Here is a 17,590-nt window from a genome sequence, read left to right on the forward strand (position 1 = left end):
TTCCGGCAGGGACGCTTTTTATTTCTGGAGTAAACCACCATGTCTGAAGGCTGGAACATTGCCATTTTGGGTGCCACTGGCGCCGTGGGCGAAGCCCTGCTTGAAACCCTTGCTGAGCGTCAGTTCCCGGTGGGTGAGATTTACGCACTGGCGCGTACCGACAGCGCAGGAGAACATCTGCGTTTCGGCGGCAAATCCGTGATGGTGCAGGATGCCGCCGCGTTTGACTGGACGCAGGCTCAGCTGGCGTTTTTTGCCGCAGGGGCGGAAGCCACGGCGTCTTACATTGAAGAAGCGACAAATTCAGGCTGTCTGGTGATCGACCTGAGCGGCCTGTTCTCCCTGGAGCCGGATGTGCCGCTGGTGGTGCCGGACGTCAACCCGTTTGTGCTGGCTGACTACCGCAACCGCAACATCATTGCAGTACCGAACAGTCTCACCAGCCAGTTGCTGACCGCGCTGAAGCCGCTGATCGACGACGGTGGCCTGTCGCGTATTTCCGTGACCAGCCTGCTTTCAGCCTCCGCTAACGGTAAAAAAGCCGTAGACGCACTGGCAGGGCAGAGCGCGAAGCTGCTGAACGGTATCCCGATCGACGAAGATGATTTCTTTGGCCGCCAGCTGGCGTTCAACATGCTGCCGCTGCTGCCGGATCGTGAAGGTTCGGTGCGGGAAGAGCGTCGTATCGTCGATGAAGCACGCAAAATTTTGCAGGATGACGGGCTGATGATCTCCGCGAATGTCGTGCAGTCTCCGGTCTTTTACGGCCACGCGCAGATGGTCGGGTTTGAAGCCCTGCGTCCGCTGGCGGCTGAAGAAGCCCGCGACGCGTTTGGCCGCGGTGAGGACATTGTCCTGTCCGAAGAGAGCGAATTCCCGACGCAGGTGGGCGACGCCACCGGCAGCGCGCATCTCTCTGTGGGCTGCGTGCGTAACGATTACGGTATGCCGGAGCAGGTGCAGTTCTGGTCCGTTGCCGACAACGTGCGTTTTGGCGGCGCGCTGATGGCGGTCAAAATCGCGGAAAAACTGGTGCAGGAGTATCTGTACTGATGTCAGATGTGGAACAAAAGCCGGTCCACAGAATTGCCCTCGGCATTGAATACGATGGCAGTAAATACTATGGCTGGCAGCGGCAGAATGAGGTGCGCAGCGTCCAGGAGAAGCTGGAGAAAGCGCTCTCTCAGGTGGCGAATGAACCGATAAGCGTCTTCTGTGCGGGCCGCACCGATGCCGGCGTTCACGGCACGGGGCAGGTGGTGCATTTTGACACCACCGCCGTGCGCAAAGACGCGGCCTGGACGCTGGGTGTAAATGCGAATTTGCCTGGTGACATTGCCGTGCGTTGGGTGAAAGCTGTGCCGGATGATTTTCACGCGCGTTTCAGCGCGACGGCGCGGCGCTACCGTTATGTCATCTATAACCAGCGCTTGCGCCCGGCGGTGTTAAGCCAGGGCGTGACGCATTTTTATGAACCGCTGGATGCAGAACGTATGCAGCGTGCGGCGCAGTGTCTGATTGGAGAGAATGATTTTACGTCGTTTCGTGCGGTGCAGTGTCAGTCCCGTACGCCGTGGCGTAACGTCATGCACATTAACGTCAGTCGTTATGGCGCGTATGTGGTGGTGGATATCAAAGCCAATGCCTTTGTACATCATATGGTGCGGAATATTGTAGGCAGCCTGATGGAAGTGGGCGCCGGACACCAGCCGGAGAGCTGGATTGCAGAACTGCTGGCAGCGAAGGACAGAACGCTTGCGGCAGCAACGGCGAAAGCGGAAGGGCTGTATCTGGTTTCGGTGGATTATCCGGACCGGTTCGACCTGCCAAAACCGCCAATGGGCCCGCTGTTTTTAGCGGACTAAACAAAGGTGCAATTAGGGCTTAGACAATATGGACGTAATACGTTTTCTGATTGATTTCATCCTGCATATTGATGTTCACCTGGCGGAGCTGGTCGCGCAGTACGGCGTCTGGGTGTACGCCATTCTGTTCCTCATTCTGTTCTGTGAAACCGGCCTTGTGGTTACGCCGTTCCTGCCGGGAGATTCACTGCTGTTCGTGGCGGGCGCGTTATCCGCACTGCCAACGAATGACCTGAATGTCCATCTGATGGTGGTCCTGATGATCATCGCCGCGATTGTTGGTGATGCGGTCAATTACACCATCGGGCGGGTGTTTGGCGAGCGGTTGTTCAGTAATCCGGACTCGAAGATTTTCCGCCGCAGTTATTTAGATAAGACCCATGCGTTCTATGAGCGCCATGGCGGTAAGACCATAATCCTTGCCCGTTTTGTGCCTATTGTGCGTACATTTGCACCTTTTGTGGCGGGAATGGGTCACATGTCCTATCGTCATTTTGCCATGTACAACGTGGTGGGCGCGCTGCTGTGGGTGCTGCTGTTCACCTATGCAGGCTACCTGTTTGGCGATCTGCCGGTGGTTCAGGAAAACCTTAAGTTACTGATTGTAGCGATTATTGTGCTTTCCGTACTGCCTGGCGTAATCGAAATTATCCGTCACAAACGCGCGGCGGCAAAGCAAGCGAAGTAAATGCACGCTGGCGGTTCGACCACTTTTTTATCCAAAGTTTCGGGCTGTTATGTTTTAATGTGCAACATTCATGGTCTGTTGGAGGCAAAAATGGCATTATTCGCCTCTTACAGCAAAACTGGCATACGACCAGGTTCAGGCAGAAAGGTTATCAATGAGCTGGATTGAACGAATTAAAAGCAACATTACCCCAACGCGTAAAGCGAGCATTCCTGAAGGGGTATGGACGAAGTGTGATAGCTGCGGCCAGGTTCTGTATCGCGCAGAGCTGGAACGCAATCTTGAGGTGTGTCCGAAGTGTGACCACCATATGCGTATGTCGGCGCGCAACCGCCTGCATAGCCTGCTGGACGAAGGTTCTCTGGTAGAACTGGGCAGCGAACTGGAGCCAAAAGATGTGCTTAAGTTCCGCGACTCCAAAAAATACAAAGATCGTCTGGCCTCTGCGCAGAAAGAGACCGGCGAGAAAGACGCGCTGATCGTCATGAAAGGCACCCTGCACGAGATGCCGGTGGTTGCCGCCGCGTTTGAGTTCTCCTTTATGGGCGGCTCAATGGGCTCTGTGGTTGGCGCGCGCTTCGTGCGTGCCGTTGAGCAGGCGCTGGAAGACAACTGCCCGCTGATCTGCTTCTCCGCCTCCGGTGGCGCACGTATGCAGGAAGCGCTGATGTCCCTGATGCAGATGGCGAAAACCTCTGCGGCGCTGGCGAAAATGCAGGAGCGCGGTCTGCCGTACATCTCGGTACTGACCGATCCAACCATGGGCGGCGTTTCTGCAAGCTTCGCGATGCTGGGCGACCTGAACATCGCTGAGCCAAAAGCGCTGATCGGCTTTGCGGGTCCTCGCGTTATCGAGCAGACCGTACGTGAGAAACTGCCGCCGGGCTTCCAGCGCAGTGAGTTCCTCATTGAGAAGGGCGCCATCGACATGATCGTCCGCCGTCCGGAAATGCGCCTGAAACTGGCAAGCGTCCTGGCGAAGCTGATGAATCTGCCGGCGCCGAACCCGGACGAGCCGCGCGAAGGCGTGGTGGTACCGGATCAGGAACCCGAGGCCTGATAACTGAAAAGGGCAGGGCCGAATGGCGCTGCCCTTTTGCTTTCTAAACCGTTAATGACAACCGGGCATCATGGAAAATAAAAGCATTCCTCAAGCCACGTCGCCCCTGGCCGCGTGGCTTTCTTATCTGGAAAACCTGCACAGTAAAACTATTGACATGGGCCTTGAGCGCGTAAGCCAGGTTGCCGCGCGTCTTGACGTGTTGAAACCCGCGCCTTTCGTATTTACCGTGGCCGGCACTAACGGTAAAGGCACCACCTGCCGCACGCTGGAATCTGTCCTGATGGCGGCGGGGTACAAGGTTGGCGTTTACAGCTCGCCGCATCTGGTGCGCTATACCGAGCGCGTGCGCGTGCAAAACACCGAGCTGGCGGAATCCGCCCATACGGCGTCGTTTGCCGCTATCGAAGCTGCGCGCGGCGAAACCTCATTAACCTATTTCGAATACGGCACCCTGTCGGCGCTGTGGCTGTTTAAGCAGGCGCAGCTGGACGTGGTGATCCTGGAAGTGGGGTTGGGCGGGCGTCTGGATGCCACCAATATGGTGGATGCGGATGTCGCCGTCGTCACCAGCATCGCGCTGGATCACACCGACTGGCTGGGCCCGGACCGCGAGAGCATTGGCCGTGAGAAGGCCGGTATTTTCCGGGCCAATAAGCCTGCCGTGGTAGGCGAACCGGACATGCCGCACACCATTGCTGAGGTAGCGAAAGAGAAGGGCGCTCGTCTGCTGCGTCGCGGCGTGGACTGGCAGTATGAGGTGCAGGACAAAGGCTGGCGCTTCAGCGATGCGCAGGGCGTGCTGGAGAATCTGCCGCTGCCGCAGGTGCCACAGCCTAACGCGGCGACTGCGCTGGCAGCCCTGCGCGCCAGCGGATTAGCGGTAAGCGAGCAGGCGATCCGCGATGGCATTCAGAACGCACTGTTACCGGGACGTTTTCAGATTGTGAGTGAGTCGCCGCGTCTGATTCTGGATGTTGCACATAATCCGCATGCGGCGGCGTACCTCGCAGGACGTCTCAAATCGTTACCAAAAACCGGGCGCGTGCTGGCGGTTATCGGTATGCTTCATGATAAAGATATCGGCGGCACGCTGGCCTGCATGGAGAGTGTGGTCGATAGCTGGTATTGTGCTCCTCTGGAAGGGCCGCGCGGCGCGACTGCTGAGCAGTTGATGGAACATCTCGGCAAAGGCGAAATCTACAGCAGTGTGGTTTCGGCCTGGCGTGCCGCGATGGCGGAGGCTAAACCAGAAGATACCGTGCTGGTGTGTGGGTCATTCCACACGGTGGCACATGTCATGGAAGTGATGGACGCGGGGAGAACCGGTGGCGAGTAAGTTTCAGAACCGTTTAACAGGAACCATTGTGCTGGTCGCGCTCGGGGTGATTATTCTCCCGGGACTGCTCGACGGGCAAAAAAAGCATTACCAGGATGAATTTGCGGCCATTCCGCTGGTACCCAAACCGGGCGATCGCGACGAGCCCGATATGCTGCCAGCGGCAACGCAGGCGCTGCCTGCCCAGCCGCCAGAAGGTGCAGCGGAAGAGGTGCGCGCAGGTGATGCAGCCGCGCCGTCTCTTGATCCGTCGCGTCTGGCCGCGAATAACAACGTTGAAATCGATCCTGTACCGGTAGAGCAACCCAAACCGGTTGAAAAACCGAAGCCGGTAGAGAAAACGCAGCCTAAACCGCAGCGTGACAAAGCCGACGAGCAGCTGGCTGCGGCAACGGAAACGCCGCCACCGGCCAAACAGACCCAGCAGGAGGCCGCCCCTACGGGTAAAGCCTATGTCGTTCAGCTCGGTGCGTTGAAAAATGCAGATAAGGTCAATGAGATCGTGAGTAAACTGCGCGGCGCGGGATACCGTGTTTATACTTCACCCACCACGCCAGTACAGGGTAAAATTACCCGTATCCTCGTGGGGCCGGATGCGTCTAAAGATAAGCTCAAAGGTTCGCTTGGCGAGCTGAAGCAAATCTCCGGCCTGAGCGGTGTGGTGATGAACTACAGCGCAAACTGATAGAAATTACCCCCTCACCCTAACCCTCTCCCTTGAGGGAGAGGGCCGGGGTGAGGGGGAGGCAGACGTTCACAGAAACGTCAAAGGTGCGGTGGCGTTGAGCATTTTTTCAGCGCCTTTTTTATTTACGCGTGGGAAGGAAATCCCTACGCAAACGTTTTCTTTTTCTGTTAGAATTCGCCCCGAACTGGATGACAGGGCGTTTAATCGTGGGACACATATGGTCTGGATTGATTACGCCATCATTGCGGTGATTGGTTTTTCCTGTCTGGTTAGCCTGATCCGTGGCTTTGTTCGTGAAGCGTTATCGCTGGTAACCTGGGGTTGTGCTTTCTTTGTTGCCAGTCATTACTACACTTACCTGTCTGTCTGGTTCACGGGCTTTGAAGATGAACTGGTCCGAAACGGAATCGCCATCGCGGTGCTGTTTATCGCGACGCTGATTGTCGGCGCTATCGTCAATTACGTGATAGGTCAGCTGGTCGAGAAAACCGGTCTGTCAGGAACGGACAGGGTACTCGGCATCTGTTTCGGCGCGTTGCGAGGCGTGCTCATTGTGGCCGCGATCCTGTTCTTCCTGGATACCTTTACCGGGTTCTCCAAAAGTGAAGACTGGCAAAAATCGCAGCTCATTCCGGAGTTCAGCTTCATCATCAGATGGTTCTTTGACTATCTGCAAAGCTCTTCGAGTTTCTTGCCCAGGGCATAAACCCTGAGATGTGGCTTAACGAGGAAAAGACGAATGTGCGGTATTGTCGGTATCGCCGGTTTCATGCCGGTAAACCAGTCGATTTATGACGCGTTAACGGTGCTTCAGCACCGTGGGCAGGATGCTGCGGGTATCATCACCATTGATGCAAACAACTGCTTCCGTTTACGCAAGGCGAATGGCCTGGTAAACGATGTGTTTGAAGCCCGCCATATGCAGCGTCTGCAAGGTAATATGGGGATCGGTCACGTTCGTTATCCTACTGCTGGCAGTTCCAGCGCCTCTGAGGCTCAGCCTTTTTACGTTAACTCCCCGTATGGCATCACGCTTGCCCACAATGGCAATCTGACCAATGCCCACGAGCTGCGTAAAAAGCTGTTCGAAGAGAAACGTCGCCACATTAACACCACCTCTGATTCTGAAATCCTGCTCAATATCTTTGCCAGCGAACTGGATAACTTCCGCCATTATCCGCTGGAAGCAGACAACATTTTTGCCGCCGTTGCCGCGACTAACCGCCTGATCCGTGGCGCGTATGCTTGCGTGGCGATGATCATCGGTCACGGCATGGTGGCCTTCCGCGATCCAAACGGCATTCGCCCGCTGGTGCTCGGCAAACGTGACCTCGGCGATGGCCGTTCCGAGTACATGGTTGCCTCCGAAAGCGTGGCGCTGGACACTCTGGGCTTCGAATTCCTGCGTGATGTCGCGCCAGGCGAAGCGGTCTACATCACTGAGAAGGGCCAGCTGTTTACCCGTCAGTGCGCCGACAACCCGGTGAGCAACCCGTGCCTGTTCGAATACGTTTACTTCGCGCGTCCGGACTCGTTCATCGACAAGATTTCCGTTTACAGCGCGCGCGTCAACATGGGGACGAAACTGGGCGAGAAGATTGCCCGCGAGTGGGACGATCTCGACATTGATGTCGTGATCCCAATCCCTGAAACCTCCTGTGATATCGCGCTGGAAATTGCCCGTATTCTGGACAAGCCGTACCGTCAGGGCTTCGTAAAAAACCGCTACGTGGGCCGCACTTTTATCATGCCGGGCCAGCAGCTGCGTCGTAAGTCCGTACGTCGTAAGCTGAACGCTAACCGTGCCGAGTTCCGCGACAAGAACGTGCTGCTGGTGGACGACTCCATTGTGCGCGGCACGACGTCTGAGCAGATCATCGAGATGGCGCGTGAGGCCGGGGCGAAGAAAGTGTATCTCGCCTCCGCAGCGCCGGAAATTCGCTTCCCGAACGTGTATGGCATTGATATGCCAACCGCTAACGAGCTGATTGCTCACGGTCGTGAAGTAGACGAAATTCGGCAGATCATCGGTGCCGACGGCCTGATTTTCCAGGATCTGAACGATCTGATCGACGCGGTGCGCGCCGAGAACCCGGATATTCAGCAGTTCGAATGCTCGGTATTCAATGGGATCTACGTAACGAAAGACGTTGACCAGCAGTATCTCGACTATCTGGATTCGCTGCGTAACGACGATGCGAAAGCCGTCCAGCTGCAAAACGATCTCGAAAGCTTAGAGATGCACAACGAAGGTTGATGCGTATGCAGGTGAGGGCGCTCGCCCTCACTTGCAACTCCCCGTAAAATCCTGCACAGTCTGCCCTGAAATCAGCAAGGGCGAAAATCATGAAACGACTCATTGTAGGGATCAGCGGTGCCAGCGGCGCGATTTATGGCGTCCGGCTTTTACAGGTGCTGCGTGACGTTGCAGGCGTAGAAACCCATCTGGTGATGAGCCAGGCGGCGCGTCAGACCCTCTCTCTTGAAACCGATCTCTCCCTGCGCGACGTTCAGGCCCTGGCTGACGTTGTCCACGATGCCCGCGATATCGCCGCCAGCATCTCTTCGGGCTCGTTTAAAACGGCCGGCATGGTTATTTTGCCCTGTTCGATTAAAACTCTTTCCGGCATTGTAAACAGCTATACCGACACGCTGGTGACGCGTGCAGCGGATGTGGTGCTGAAAGAGCGTCGTCCTCTGGTGCTTTGCGTGCGGGAAACGCCGCTGCACCTGGGACATCTGCGTTTAATGACGCAGGCAGCCGAACTGGGGGCCGTGATTATGCCGCCGGTCCCCGCGTTCTATCATCGTCCGCAAACGCTGGACGATGTCATCAACCAGACCGTTAATCGCGTACTGGATCAGTTCGATATCGACCTGCCGGAAGATCTCTTTACCCGCTGGCAGGGGGCGTGAAGCTGTGCACAAACAAGGTGCATGAAAAGACAATTTGCCCTGTTTCAGGGCAAAACTGCAACCGCGATCATATCCTCGACATTTAATTCGCTTTTTCCCTTTTTCTCTTTCCGGTTCGTTCGGCAGACCTGCTATCTTTCACCATTAAGGCAGTATCGCAACGTTTTATTAACATATTTAACGTCGAAGTTTTAACCCGACGACAATGTGGCATAAGACCTGCAAGAAAAGCCTGCAACACAACACACAACATAAACCATAATAAAATCACGGTTCTTGAGGGTAAATGTATGAAGAAGACGGTTCTGGCTCTGTCTTTGCTCGTGGGCTTGAGTGCAGCAGCAAGTAGCTATGCAGCGCTTCCACAGACAGTTCGTATCGGTACAGACGCAACCTACGCGCCATTCTCCTCCAAGGATGCGAAAGGCGACTTCGTGGGGTTTGATATCGATCTGGGAAATGAGATGTGCAAACGCATGGAAGTGAAATGCACATGGGTGGGCAGTGACTTTGACGCGCTGATCCCGTCGCTGAAAGCCAAGAAAATTGATGCCATTATCTCTTCTCTCTCCATCACGGAAAAACGTCAGCAGGAGATCGCCTTCTCTGAGAAGCTCTACGCTGCCGACTCACGTCTGATTGCCGCGAAAGGCTCGCCAATCCAGCCGACCATCGACTCGCTGAAAGGCAAACATGTTGGCGTGCTTCAGGGCTCGACCCAGGAAGGTTACGCCAATGCTAACTGGCGCGAGAAGGGCGTCGATGTTGTGGCTTACCAGAACCAGGATCTAATCTACTCTGACCTGGCGGCAGGCCGTCTGGATGCCGCGTTTCAGGATGAAGTCGCCGCGAGCGAAGGCTTCCTGAAACAGCCTGCGGGTAAAGAGTACGCCTTTGCCGGCCCGTCGGTAAAAGACAAAAAATACTTTGGCGACGGTACCGGTATTGGCCTGCGTAAGGATGATACCGAGCTGAAAGCCGCCTTCGACAAAGCGTTTAATGAGCTGCGTAAAGACGGTACCTACGACAAACTGGCGAAGAAATACTTCGATTTCAACGTCTACGGTGATTAATGCCTGAATAAGATGCACTGAAGTGGTGCATCCTAACGGGGTTATGTTCCAGTATGGTGCAATACATGCACCATACTGGATCGCTGTGTGCATAGTTAAGCATTTAAAATGCAAAAATTCCCGTTCAAAGGCATTAATCTTTGCCTGAATGAGGGGATTAATGGCACATTAACAACACCCCGTCGTCGTAAAAATCTCGTATTAAGACAGTTTGTTGAGGACAGATATGAAAAAACTGGTGTTGTCACTTTCTCTGGTACTGGCTTTTTCCAGCGCCACCGCGGCATTCGCAGCAATTCCGCAGAAAATTCGTATTGGAACTGACCCAACCTATGCACCTTTCGAATCGAAGAATGCGAAGGGGGAACTGGTCGGTTTTGACATCGATCTGGCTAACGAGCTGTGCAAACGCATTAAAGTGCAATGTACCTACGTTGAAAACCCGCTGGATGCGCTGATCCCGTCCCTGAAAGCGAAGAAAATTGACGTGATCATGTCCTCCCTGTCCATCACAGAAAAACGTCAGCAGGAGATTGCCTTCACGGACAAACTCTATGCGGCGGACTCACGTCTGGTGGTGGCGAAATCCTCTGACATTCAGCCAACCCTTGAATCTCTGAAAGGCAAACGCGTGGGCGTGTTGCAGGGTACGACGCAGGAAACCTACGGCAACGAGCACTGGGCGCCAAAGGGGATTGAAATTGTCTCTTACCAGGGCCAGGAAAACATCTACGCAGACCTGACGGCAGGCCGCATTGATGCAGCATTCCAGGACGAAGTGGCGGCAAGCGAAGGCTTCCTGAAACAGCCTGTGGGTAAAGATTACAAGTTCGGCGGTCCGTCCATTAAGGACGAAAAACTCTTTGGCGTCGGTACCGGTATGGGCCTGCGTAAAGAAGACAACGAACTGCGTGAAGCCCTGAACAAAGCGTTCGCCGATATGCGCGCGGACGGCACCTATGACAAGCTGGCTAAAAAGTACTTCGATTTTAATGTTTACGGCGGCTAATCGCCCCGTCTGATAACGTGCGGCCCCTCCCGTTGCGGGAGGGGAAAAGACACGGTTCCACCACTCACGAGACGACAGGGCACGCGGTATGCTGTACGGATTTTCTGGCGTTATTTTACAGGGCGCGCTTGTCACCCTTGAGCTGGCTATCAGCTCCGTGGTGCTGGCGGTGCTGATAGGCCTGGCGGGCGCGGGGGCAAAATTATCCGCCAACAGACCGCTGGCGCTGATATTTGAAGGCTATACCACGCTGATTCGCGGCGTGCCTGACCTGGTGCTGATGCTGCTGATCTTTTACGGCCTGCAAATCGCACTTAACGGCGTGACGGATGCCATCGGCATGGAGCAGATCGATATCGACCCGATGGTGGCCGGTATTATTACCCTTGGTTTTATCTACGGTGCCTATTTCACTGAGACTTTCCGCGGCGCTTACATGGCCGTGCCGAAAGGGCATATTGAAGCGGCGACCGCCTACGGTTTTACCTCCTCACAAACGTTTCGCCGGATCATGTTCCCGGCCATGATGCGCTACGCGCTGCCGGGCATCGGTAACAACTGGCAGGTTATTCTCAAGGCTACGGCGCTGGTCTCCCTGCTGGGTCTGGAAGATGTGGTGAAGGCCACGCAGCTGGCGGGTAAAAGCACCTGGGAACCGTTCTATTTTGCGGTGGTCTGCGGCGTAATTTATCTGGTCTTTACGACCGTCTCCAATGGTGTGCTGCTTCTGCTCGAACGTCGCTACTCCGTGGGTGTGAAGAGGGCTGACCTGTGATTGAGATTATTCAGGAGTACTGGAAATCCCTGCTGTGGACGGATGGCTACCGCTTTACTGGCGTGGCCATCACGCTGTGGCTGCTGATCTCCTCGGTGGTAATGGGCGGCATTCTGGCGGTGTTTCTTGCCATTGGCCGCGTGTCGAACAATAAATTTATCCAGTTCCCTATCTGGCTATTCACCTACGTGTTTCGCGGTACTCCGCTGTACGTGCAACTGCTGGTGTTCTATTCCGGGATGTACACGCTGGAGATCGTGAAAGGCACCGAGATGCTGAACGCGTTCTTCCGCAGCGGTCTGAACTGTACGGTGCTGGCGCTGACCCTCAATACCTGCGCCTATACCACCGAGATCTTCGCCGGGGCCATCCGTTCTGTGCCGCACGGTGAGATCGAGGCGGCGCGCGCGTACGGCTTCTCGTCCGTGAAGCTCTACCGCTGTATTATTCTGCCTTCGGCGCTGCGTATTGCGCTGCCGGCCTACAGCAACGAAGTGATTTTAATGCTGCATTCGACGGCACTGGCGTTTACCGCCACGGTACCGGATCTGTTAAAGATTGCCCGCGATATTAACTCTGCCACCTACCAGCCGTTTACGGCGTTTGGCATTGCGGCAGTGCTCTATTTGATCATTTCTTACGTCCTGATCAGTCTGTTCCGTAAGGCTGAAAAACGCTGGTTGCAGCATATAAAACCGTCGACGCACTGAGAATTTATGATGGCTGAGAACAAATTAAACGTAATTGATTTGCACAAGCGCTACGGCGAACATGAAGTGCTGAAAGGGGTGTCGCTGGAGGCTAACGCGGGCGACGTGATCAGTATTATCGGCTCATCAGGTTCGGGTAAAAGTACCTTCCTGCGCTGCATCAACTTCCTCGAAAAGCCGAGCGAAGGATCGATTGTGGTGAGCGGACAGAACATTAATATGGTCCGTGATAAAGACGGCCAGCTTAAAGTGGCGGATAAAAACCAGCTGCGCCTGCTGCGTACACGCCTGACGATGGTGTTCCAGCACTTCAACCTCTGGAGCCACATGACGGTGCTGGAGAACGTGATGGAAGCGCCGGTTCAGGTGCTCGGCTTAAGCAAGCAGGAAGCCCGCGAGCGTGCGGTCAAATACCTGGCGAAAGTGGGTATCGACGAGCGGCAGCAGATCAAATATCCGGTGCACCTGTCAGGGGGGCAGCAGCAGCGTGTTTCCATCGCCCGTGCGCTGGCGATGGAGCCGGAAGTGTTGCTGTTTGACGAACCGACTTCCGCGCTGGATCCTGAACTCGTTGGCGAAGTGCTGCGCATCATGCAAAAGCTGGCGGAAGAGGGCAAAACGATGGTGGTGGTGACGCACGAGATGGGCTTCGCCCGTAACGTTTCTAACCACGTTATCTTCCTGCATCAGGGGAAAATTGAAGAGCAGGGTCATCCGAATGAGGTGCTGGCGAACCCGCAAAGCCCGCGGTTGCAGCAGTTCCTGAAAGGCTCGTTGAAGTAGGTTTGGCCTTTCTCCCTCTCCCTGTGGGAGAGGGCCGGGGTGAGGGCATCAGGCCGCAGAGCCGCCCAATTGCCCGGTGGCGCTTCGCTTACCGGGCCTACAAACCCCGTAGGCCGGGCAAACGCAGTGCCGCCCGGCATTCAACACTCCAGCCGATACACCCAGTCGTCATACCGTACGCCGTTAATCTCGTACGCCTTCTCCAGCACCTGCGTGCGCACAAAACCCGCTTTCTCAAGGACCCGCACCGACCCAACGTTATCTGCCAGCACGTACGCGTTTATCGCCTTCACGCCCGTCTGGTTAAATGCATACTCACACACCGCGCGCAGCGCTTCGCTGGCAATGCCTTTTCCCTGCGCGGCAGGCACAACCGTGTAGCCAATATCCGCCTCTTCACGGTTCGCCGCACTGATTTGCAGGCCGATATCCCCGAGCGGCGTAACGTCGTTATGCAGACGGACCACAAAGACATGCTCCGCCATCAGGCGCGCGGCAAATACGCGGCGCGTCTCTTTTTCCGGCGTGATAGCGGCCATATAGCGCATGATGGCGGGGTCTTCACGCAGAGAGCGGAAGAACGCCCAGTCAGAAGGTTCGAAAGGGGTGAGGTGAAGCCGGGTTGTGGTAATGGTTGCCATAGTTACGCCATCTCATCCAGACATGGCGTATAACTCTAACATATTCACTGCACCACATCCCCCAGCGCCTCTTCCAGGTCATACCAGCGGAACGTGAACCCGGCCGCTTCCAGCCGTTTTGGCAGCGCGCGTTGCCCGCCCAGCACCAGCACCGAAGACTCACCCATCAACAGACGAATCGCCGTTGCAGGCACACGCAGCACCGCCGGGCGATGCAGGGCATGCCCCAGGGCGTGAGCAAATTGTTCATTACGTACGGGGTAAGGGGATACCATGTTAAATGGCCCGCGCAGGTCGTTATCCAGCAGCCAGAGAATGCCGTTGACCATATCCTCGATATGGATCCACGCCAGATACTGACGACCGTTGCCGATGGGCCCGCCAAGTCCCATTTTAAACGGCGGCAGCATTTTACCGAGAATACCGCCCTTCGGCGCAAGTACCACGCCGGTGCGCAGCAGGCAGACGCGGGTACGATCGCTTTGCGCCGCGCAGGCGATGCGCTCCCACTGGGCGCAGAGTTTATGGGTAAACTCGTTATGCGGCGGCTCCTCTTCGGTCACCACCACTTCACCGAGATCGCCATAGTAGCCTGTAGCAGAACCTGAAATCAGCACCGAAGGCGGCGTCTCGCTGCTGCGAATCAGCTCAACCAGCCTTTCGGTCATGTTCCAGCGGCTGCTGCATAAACGCTGTTTTTGCTCTTCGGTCCAGCGTTTATCGGCGATAGGTTCGCCAGCAAGGTTGATGACGGCGTCAAAGCCGTTCAGATCCTGCCTTTCCGCCAGGCCTTTCCAGATCTCAACGCCGACGCCCAGCACCTGGCGCGCTTTCTCCGGGCTGCGCGTGACCACGGTAATGTCGTGATGCAACGCCTGCAAACGTGGAATGAGATGGCGACCAATCAGGCCCGTACCGCCGGTGAGCAGGATCTTCATACAACCTCCAGGTTTACGCCTGGCGCTGCCAGCTTAACGTCATGGAGACGGAGTCGGCGTAGCGCAGGGCGTGAAGTTTATCGATCTCCACTTCAGCATAAGTGACCCAGTGGTGTTCGCGTGCGATGTCGAGCACATCCTGAGTTAATTTTTCCAGTAGCGCAAAACGGTTGTTCTCAACGTACTGGATGATGCTTTTGGTGATCGTGCGATAGTTCAGCGCGTCATTGATGTCCTCGCTGGCACGCGCCTTGTCTGCCGGGTAGTGGATCACTACATTCACCACGATATCCTGGCGATTCGCGATCTCCTCCTCTTTGATACCAATGAACGTGCGTAAGCGTAAGTTTTTTATACGAATAATAGCGTCATGCTGGGACATTGCAGGTCTTCTCCGTGTCAGTATTTTCACCTCATCATACATGAGGAAAACACCTGCACCCAACGGGGCGCAGGCTCAAATCTGATGGATTTTTTGCATGGCGCGTTCGGTGGCCGGGCGCGTCCGGATGCGCTCAAACCAGTTGTTCACTGCCGGATAAGTGGCCAGATCGATCCGGTGGCGTTCATGGGTGTTAATCCACGGCCAGCAGGCGATATCTGCAATGCTGTAATGCTCACCTCCCAGCCACGGTGATTTTTCCAGCCGACGGTTCAGGACCCCGTACAGGCGCTGGGTTTCGACCTGATATCGCTCAATGGCGTAAGGGATCGTCTGCGGCGCATAGGCGGTAAAGTGGTGATTCTGCCCCAGCATTGGCCCCAGGCCGCTCGACTGCCAGAATAACCATTGCAGCGTGTGATGACGCTCGCGCAACTCACCGCTCAGGAGCTTGCCGGTTTTCTCTGCCAGATAGAGCAAAATCTCTCCAGACTCAAACAGGCTTAACGGTTTGCCGCCGTCAGAAGGCAGGTTATCAATGATGGCCGGAATTTTATTGTTGGGCGATATGGCCAGAAAAACGGGGCGGAACTGGTCGCCTTTACTGATATCCACGCGAATGATCCGGTAGTCCACTTCGGCTTCTTCGAGAAAGAGGGTGATCTTATGGCCATTAGGGGTGGGGGCATAATAGAGATCTATCATTCTCAACTCCTGTCAGTGCGAATAGTGTTGCCATAAAAAATCAGTATAGGTGCTTGTTGTAAATCGTGAGTTTTCATCAAGTGACAGCGAGGCAAAGAGATTATATGTTGAGTGAAAACCGATCAGCCGATGAGGATGTTATGAGCCAGCCTGTAATAACGTTGTGGTCCGATGCGAACTTTTTTTCTCCTTATGTCATGAGCGTTTATGTGGCGCTGGCAGAAAAGGGGCTTACTTTTAGTCTGAAAACCGTCGACCTGGACAGCGGCGAACATCTGAAGCCCCAGTGGCAGGGCTACGCGCTCACTCGCCGAGTCCCTGTGCTGGAGATCGACGGTTTTGAGTTGAGTGAATCCTCGGCGATTGACGAGTATCTTGAGGACCGCTTTGCCCCGCCAGAGTGGGAACGCATCTATCCTCACGATCTGCAAAAGCGCGCCCGCGCTCGCCAGATCCAGGCATGGCTGCGTAGCGACCTGGTGCCGATTCGCACAGAACGCTCTACGGACGTGGTGTTCGCTGGCGTCAAAAAGCCCGCCCTCAGCGAGGAAGGCTTATCCAGCGCCCGGAAGCTGATCGAAACTGCCTCATCGCTGCTGGCGCAGGGTAACCCCAACCTGTTTGGCGAGTGGTGTATTGCCGACACCGATCTGGCGCTGATGCTCAATCGCTTGATCCTCAACGGCGATGACGTCCCACAGCTGCTGGTGGATTACGCCACATTCCAGTGGCAACGCGCGTCGGTACAGCGCTATCTGGCACTCTCTGCTAAGCGCGCGGGCTGATAAGACGGGGCGCTTGAGGTATGATAGGGGCAGTCTGAATTCCTGAGGAGTAACTGATGAAACTGATGTTTGCGTCGGATATTCATGGATCGCTGCCCGCGACCGAACGCGTGCTTTCTCTGTTCGCCCAAAGCGGAGCGCAATGGCTGGTGATCCTGGGCGACGTGTTAAACCACGGCCCACGCAATGCGTTGCCGGAAGGCTACGCTCCCGCGCAGGTGGCGGAAAAACTTAATCATTTTGCCTCGCGCATTATCGCCGTTCGCGGCAACTGTGACAGCGAAGTTGACCAGATGCTGCTGAATTTTCCCATCACCGCTCCCTGGCAACAGGTGTTGATGGAAAACAGCCGTTTGTTCCTGACCCACGGGCACCTGTTCGGCCCGGATAACCTGCCGTCACTCGCCGCTGGCGATGTCCTGGTTTATGGTCATACTCATATTCCGGTGGCGGAAAAACGCGGGGCGTTTTATCACTTTAATCCCGGGTCTGTCAGCATTCCTAAAGGCGGCAATCCGGCAAGCTACGGCATGTATGAAGACGGGACATTAAGCGTTATCGCACTTAATGATCAGCAAGTTATTGCGCAGATAGCGATTAATCCGTAAGTTACACCACAACTGCAAACGCGCCGAAAGAGCGCTTAGACGAGAAGGTTTCCCGATGGTGGAGCAGAATCATTTGGCAAGTACTGAGTGGGTTGACATTGTCAGCGAAGAGAATGAAGTGATCGCGCAGGCCAGCCGCGAACAAATGCGTGCGGAGCGTCTGCGTCACCGCGCGACTTACATCGTTGTTCATGATGGCATGGGCAAGATTCTGGTCCAGCGTCGCACCGACACCAAAGATTTTCTTCCTGGTATGCTGGATGCCACAGCAGGTGGCGTTGTGCAGGCCGATGAAGTATTGCTGGATTCCGCGCGTCGTGAAGCGGAAGAAGAGTTAGGTATCGCTGGCGTGCCGTTTGCCGAGCACGGGCAATTTTATTTCGAAGATGAACATTGTCGCGTCTGGGGCGGGCTGTTTAGCTGCGTTTCCCACGGACCTTTCGCCTTGCAGGAAGAGGAAGTGAGCGAAGTGTGCTGGATGACGCCGGAAGAGATCACCGCGCGTTGCGACGAGTTCACGCCAGATTCCCTTAAAGCACTGGCGCTGTGGATGACCCGCAACGCCAAAAACGAATCCGCTAAACCGGAAAATAAGGCGGAAAAAGAGGAAGAGGCTGAGTAAGCC

The 17,590-nt window shown here is 55.5% G+C and carries 21 protein-coding genes; 17 read left to right on the forward strand and 4 right to left on the reverse strand.

All coding sequences use genetic code 11. The features are described from left to right. The first annotated feature begins 39 nt into the window (after positions 1–39). From ACOTWU_RS15460 to hisP, 14 genes are all read left to right on the forward strand, one after another. Positions 40–1,053, forward strand: a complete 1,014-nt coding sequence (locus ACOTWU_RS15460; protein WP_015572252.1) for an aspartate-semialdehyde dehydrogenase — start codon at positions 40–42, stop codon at positions 1,051–1,053. After that, positions 1,053–1,865 carry a tRNA pseudouridine(38-40) synthase TruA gene (truA, locus tag ACOTWU_RS15465; protein ID WP_001286071.1) on the forward strand — a complete coding sequence of 271 codons (813 nt, stop codon included), beginning with the start codon at positions 1,053–1,055 and terminating at the stop codon, positions 1,863–1,865. The genes ACOTWU_RS15460 and truA overlap by 1 nt, the downstream gene beginning before the upstream one ends. 28 nt (positions 1,866–1,893) lie before the next feature. After that, positions 1,894–2,553, forward strand: coding sequence for a DedA family protein (locus tag ACOTWU_RS15470; RefSeq protein ID WP_003861406.1), 660 nt, complete (start codon positions 1,894–1,896; stop codon positions 2,551–2,553). A 154-nt stretch (positions 2,554–2,707) separates the two neighbouring features. After that, complete coding sequence (accD, locus tag ACOTWU_RS15475; RefSeq protein ID WP_014884667.1) at positions 2,708–3,613, forward strand: acetyl-CoA carboxylase, carboxyltransferase subunit beta; 906 nt, start codon at positions 2,708–2,710, stop codon at positions 3,611–3,613. Positions 3,614–3,683: 70 nt separating this feature from the next. Continuing rightward, positions 3,684–4,952, forward strand: coding sequence for a bifunctional tetrahydrofolate synthase/dihydrofolate synthase (gene folC / locus ACOTWU_RS15480; RefSeq protein WP_023295092.1), 1,269 nt, complete (start codon positions 3,684–3,686; stop codon positions 4,950–4,952). Next, positions 4,942–5,637 (forward strand): cell division protein DedD, encoded by a 696-nt coding sequence (gene dedD, locus ACOTWU_RS15485; RefSeq protein WP_017383444.1) that lies wholly within the window; start codon positions 4,942–4,944, stop codon positions 5,635–5,637. The genes folC and dedD overlap by 11 nt, the downstream gene beginning before the upstream one ends. Positions 5,638–5,857: 220 nt before the next feature. Beyond that, positions 5,858–6,346, forward strand: coding sequence for a colicin V production protein (cvpA, locus tag ACOTWU_RS15490; RefSeq protein ID WP_000262116.1), 489 nt, complete (start codon positions 5,858–5,860; stop codon positions 6,344–6,346). Between the two features lie 33 nt (positions 6,347–6,379). Further along, positions 6,380–7,897 (forward strand): amidophosphoribosyltransferase, encoded by a 1,518-nt coding sequence (purF, locus tag ACOTWU_RS15495; protein ID WP_006811407.1) that lies wholly within the window; start codon positions 6,380–6,382, stop codon positions 7,895–7,897. An 89-nt stretch (positions 7,898–7,986) separates the two neighbouring features. Next, positions 7,987–8,556, forward strand: coding sequence for a UbiX family flavin prenyltransferase (locus ACOTWU_RS15500; protein WP_015572254.1), 570 nt, complete (start codon positions 7,987–7,989; stop codon positions 8,554–8,556). Between the two features lie 290 nt (positions 8,557–8,846). Continuing rightward, positions 8,847–9,629: a lysine/arginine/ornithine ABC transporter substrate-binding protein ArgT gene (argT, locus tag ACOTWU_RS15505; RefSeq protein WP_015572255.1), complete on the forward strand. Its 783-nt coding sequence runs from the start codon at positions 8,847–8,849 to the stop codon at positions 9,627–9,629. 226 nt (positions 9,630–9,855) lie between these two features. Next, positions 9,856–10,638, forward strand: a complete 783-nt coding sequence (hisJ, locus tag ACOTWU_RS15510) for a histidine ABC transporter substrate-binding protein HisJ (protein ID WP_045333684.1) — start codon at positions 9,856–9,858, stop codon at positions 10,636–10,638. A gap of 88 nt (positions 10,639–10,726) precedes the next feature. Beyond that, entirely contained in the window at positions 10,727–11,413 is a 687-nt protein-coding gene (locus ACOTWU_RS15515; protein WP_015572256.1) for a histidine ABC transporter permease HisQ, read from the forward strand. Then, positions 11,410–12,123 (forward strand): ABC transporter permease, encoded by a 714-nt coding sequence (locus tag ACOTWU_RS15520; protein ID WP_003861424.1) that lies wholly within the window; start codon positions 11,410–11,412, stop codon positions 12,121–12,123. The genes ACOTWU_RS15515 and ACOTWU_RS15520 overlap by 4 nt, the downstream gene beginning before the upstream one ends. Before the next feature lie 9 nt (positions 12,124–12,132). Continuing rightward, positions 12,133–12,906, forward strand: a complete 774-nt coding sequence (gene hisP / locus ACOTWU_RS15525; protein WP_017694749.1) for a histidine ABC transporter ATP-binding protein HisP — start codon at positions 12,133–12,135, stop codon at positions 12,904–12,906. A gap of 140 nt (positions 12,907–13,046) precedes the next feature. Here hisP and ACOTWU_RS15530 read toward each other — a convergent pair whose 3' ends face one another. The 4 genes from ACOTWU_RS15530 to yfcG form a co-directional block, all read right to left on the reverse strand. Next, complete coding sequence (locus ACOTWU_RS15530; protein WP_023295088.1) at positions 13,047–13,547, reverse strand: GNAT family N-acetyltransferase; 501 nt, start codon at positions 13,545–13,547, stop codon at positions 13,047–13,049. A gap of 44 nt (positions 13,548–13,591) precedes the next feature. Next, on the reverse strand, positions 13,592–14,485 hold the full coding sequence (locus tag ACOTWU_RS15535) for a TIGR01777 family oxidoreductase (protein WP_023295087.1): 894 nt from the start codon (positions 14,483–14,485) through the stop codon (positions 13,592–13,594). Between the two features lie 13 nt (positions 14,486–14,498). Continuing rightward, the gene (gene folX / locus ACOTWU_RS15540; RefSeq protein WP_003861432.1) at positions 14,499–14,867 is read right to left on the reverse strand and encodes a dihydroneopterin triphosphate 2'-epimerase; all 369 of its coding nucleotides are present in this window, start codon (positions 14,865–14,867) and stop codon (positions 14,499–14,501) included. A gap of 75 nt (positions 14,868–14,942) precedes the next feature. After that, the gene (gene yfcG, locus ACOTWU_RS15545) at positions 14,943–15,572 is read right to left on the reverse strand and encodes a GSH-dependent disulfide bond oxidoreductase (protein ID WP_003861434.1); all 630 of its coding nucleotides are present in this window, start codon (positions 15,570–15,572) and stop codon (positions 14,943–14,945) included. 140 nt (positions 15,573–15,712) lie between these two features. Between yfcG and yfcF the strand changes: the two genes are divergently transcribed. From yfcF to yfcD, 3 genes are read left to right on the forward strand one after another with little or no spacing between them, the layout of a single operon-like run. After that, a complete protein-coding gene (gene yfcF, locus ACOTWU_RS15550) occupies positions 15,713–16,357 on the forward strand; it encodes a glutathione transferase (protein WP_017692996.1) in 645 nt (214 codons plus the stop codon). Positions 16,358–16,413: 56 nt separating this feature from the next. Continuing rightward, positions 16,414–16,965 carry a phosphodiesterase gene (yfcE, locus tag ACOTWU_RS15555; protein ID WP_003861437.1) on the forward strand — a complete coding sequence of 184 codons (552 nt, stop codon included), beginning with the start codon at positions 16,414–16,416 and terminating at the stop codon, positions 16,963–16,965. A 55-nt stretch (positions 16,966–17,020) separates the two neighbouring features. Next, complete coding sequence (yfcD, locus tag ACOTWU_RS15560; RefSeq protein ID WP_006811396.1) at positions 17,021–17,587, forward strand: NUDIX hydrolase YfcD; 567 nt, start codon at positions 17,021–17,023, stop codon at positions 17,585–17,587. Positions 17,588–17,590: the final 3 nt, after the last annotated feature.

This window comes from Enterobacter cloacae complex sp. GYL001 (assembly GCF_049237125.1).
GTDB classification, from domain to species: Bacteria; Pseudomonadota; Gammaproteobacteria; order Enterobacterales; family Enterobacteriaceae; genus Enterobacter; species Enterobacter hormaechei_C.

Coding starts and splice junctions, on each gene's coding strand:
- folX (WP_003861432.1), bottom strand. CDS start 14,867: ATGTCCCAGCATGACGCTATTATTCGTATAAAAAACTTACGCTTACGC.
- folC (WP_023295092.1), top strand. CDS start 3,684: ATGGAAAATAAAAGCATTCCTCAAGCCACGTCGCCCCTGGCCGCGTGG.
- yfcD (WP_006811396.1), top strand. CDS start 17,021: ATGGTGGAGCAGAATCATTTGGCAAGTACTGAGTGGGTTGACATTGTC.
- yfcG (WP_003861434.1), bottom strand. CDS start 15,572: ATGATAGATCTCTATTATGCCCCCACCCCTAATGGCCATAAGATCACC.
- ACOTWU_RS15470 (WP_003861406.1), top strand. CDS start 1,894: ATGGACGTAATACGTTTTCTGATTGATTTCATCCTGCATATTGATGTT.
- ACOTWU_RS15535 (WP_023295087.1), bottom strand. CDS start 14,485: ATGAAGATCCTGCTCACCGGCGGTACGGGCCTGATTGGTCGCCATCTC.
- ACOTWU_RS15530 (WP_023295088.1), bottom strand. CDS start 13,547: ATGGCAACCATTACCACAACCCGGCTTCACCTCACCCCTTTCGAACCT.
- ACOTWU_RS15515 (WP_015572256.1), top strand. CDS start 10,727: ATGCTGTACGGATTTTCTGGCGTTATTTTACAGGGCGCGCTTGTCACC.
- yfcF (WP_017692996.1), top strand. CDS start 15,713: ATGAGCCAGCCTGTAATAACGTTGTGGTCCGATGCGAACTTTTTTTCT.
- hisP (WP_017694749.1), top strand. CDS start 12,133: ATGGCTGAGAACAAATTAAACGTAATTGATTTGCACAAGCGCTACGGC.
- cvpA (WP_000262116.1), top strand. CDS start 5,858: ATGGTCTGGATTGATTACGCCATCATTGCGGTGATTGGTTTTTCCTGT.
- ACOTWU_RS15500 (WP_015572254.1), top strand. CDS start 7,987: ATGAAACGACTCATTGTAGGGATCAGCGGTGCCAGCGGCGCGATTTAT.
- purF (WP_006811407.1), top strand. CDS start 6,380: ATGTGCGGTATTGTCGGTATCGCCGGTTTCATGCCGGTAAACCAGTCG.
- accD (WP_014884667.1), top strand. CDS start 2,708: ATGAGCTGGATTGAACGAATTAAAAGCAACATTACCCCAACGCGTAAA.
- hisJ (WP_045333684.1), top strand. CDS start 9,856: ATGAAAAAACTGGTGTTGTCACTTTCTCTGGTACTGGCTTTTTCCAGC.
- truA (WP_001286071.1), top strand. CDS start 1,053: ATGTCAGATGTGGAACAAAAGCCGGTCCACAGAATTGCCCTCGGCATT.
- yfcE (WP_003861437.1), top strand. CDS start 16,414: ATGAAACTGATGTTTGCGTCGGATATTCATGGATCGCTGCCCGCGACC.
- ACOTWU_RS15460 (WP_015572252.1), top strand. CDS start 40: ATGTCTGAAGGCTGGAACATTGCCATTTTGGGTGCCACTGGCGCCGTG.
- argT (WP_015572255.1), top strand. CDS start 8,847: ATGAAGAAGACGGTTCTGGCTCTGTCTTTGCTCGTGGGCTTGAGTGCA.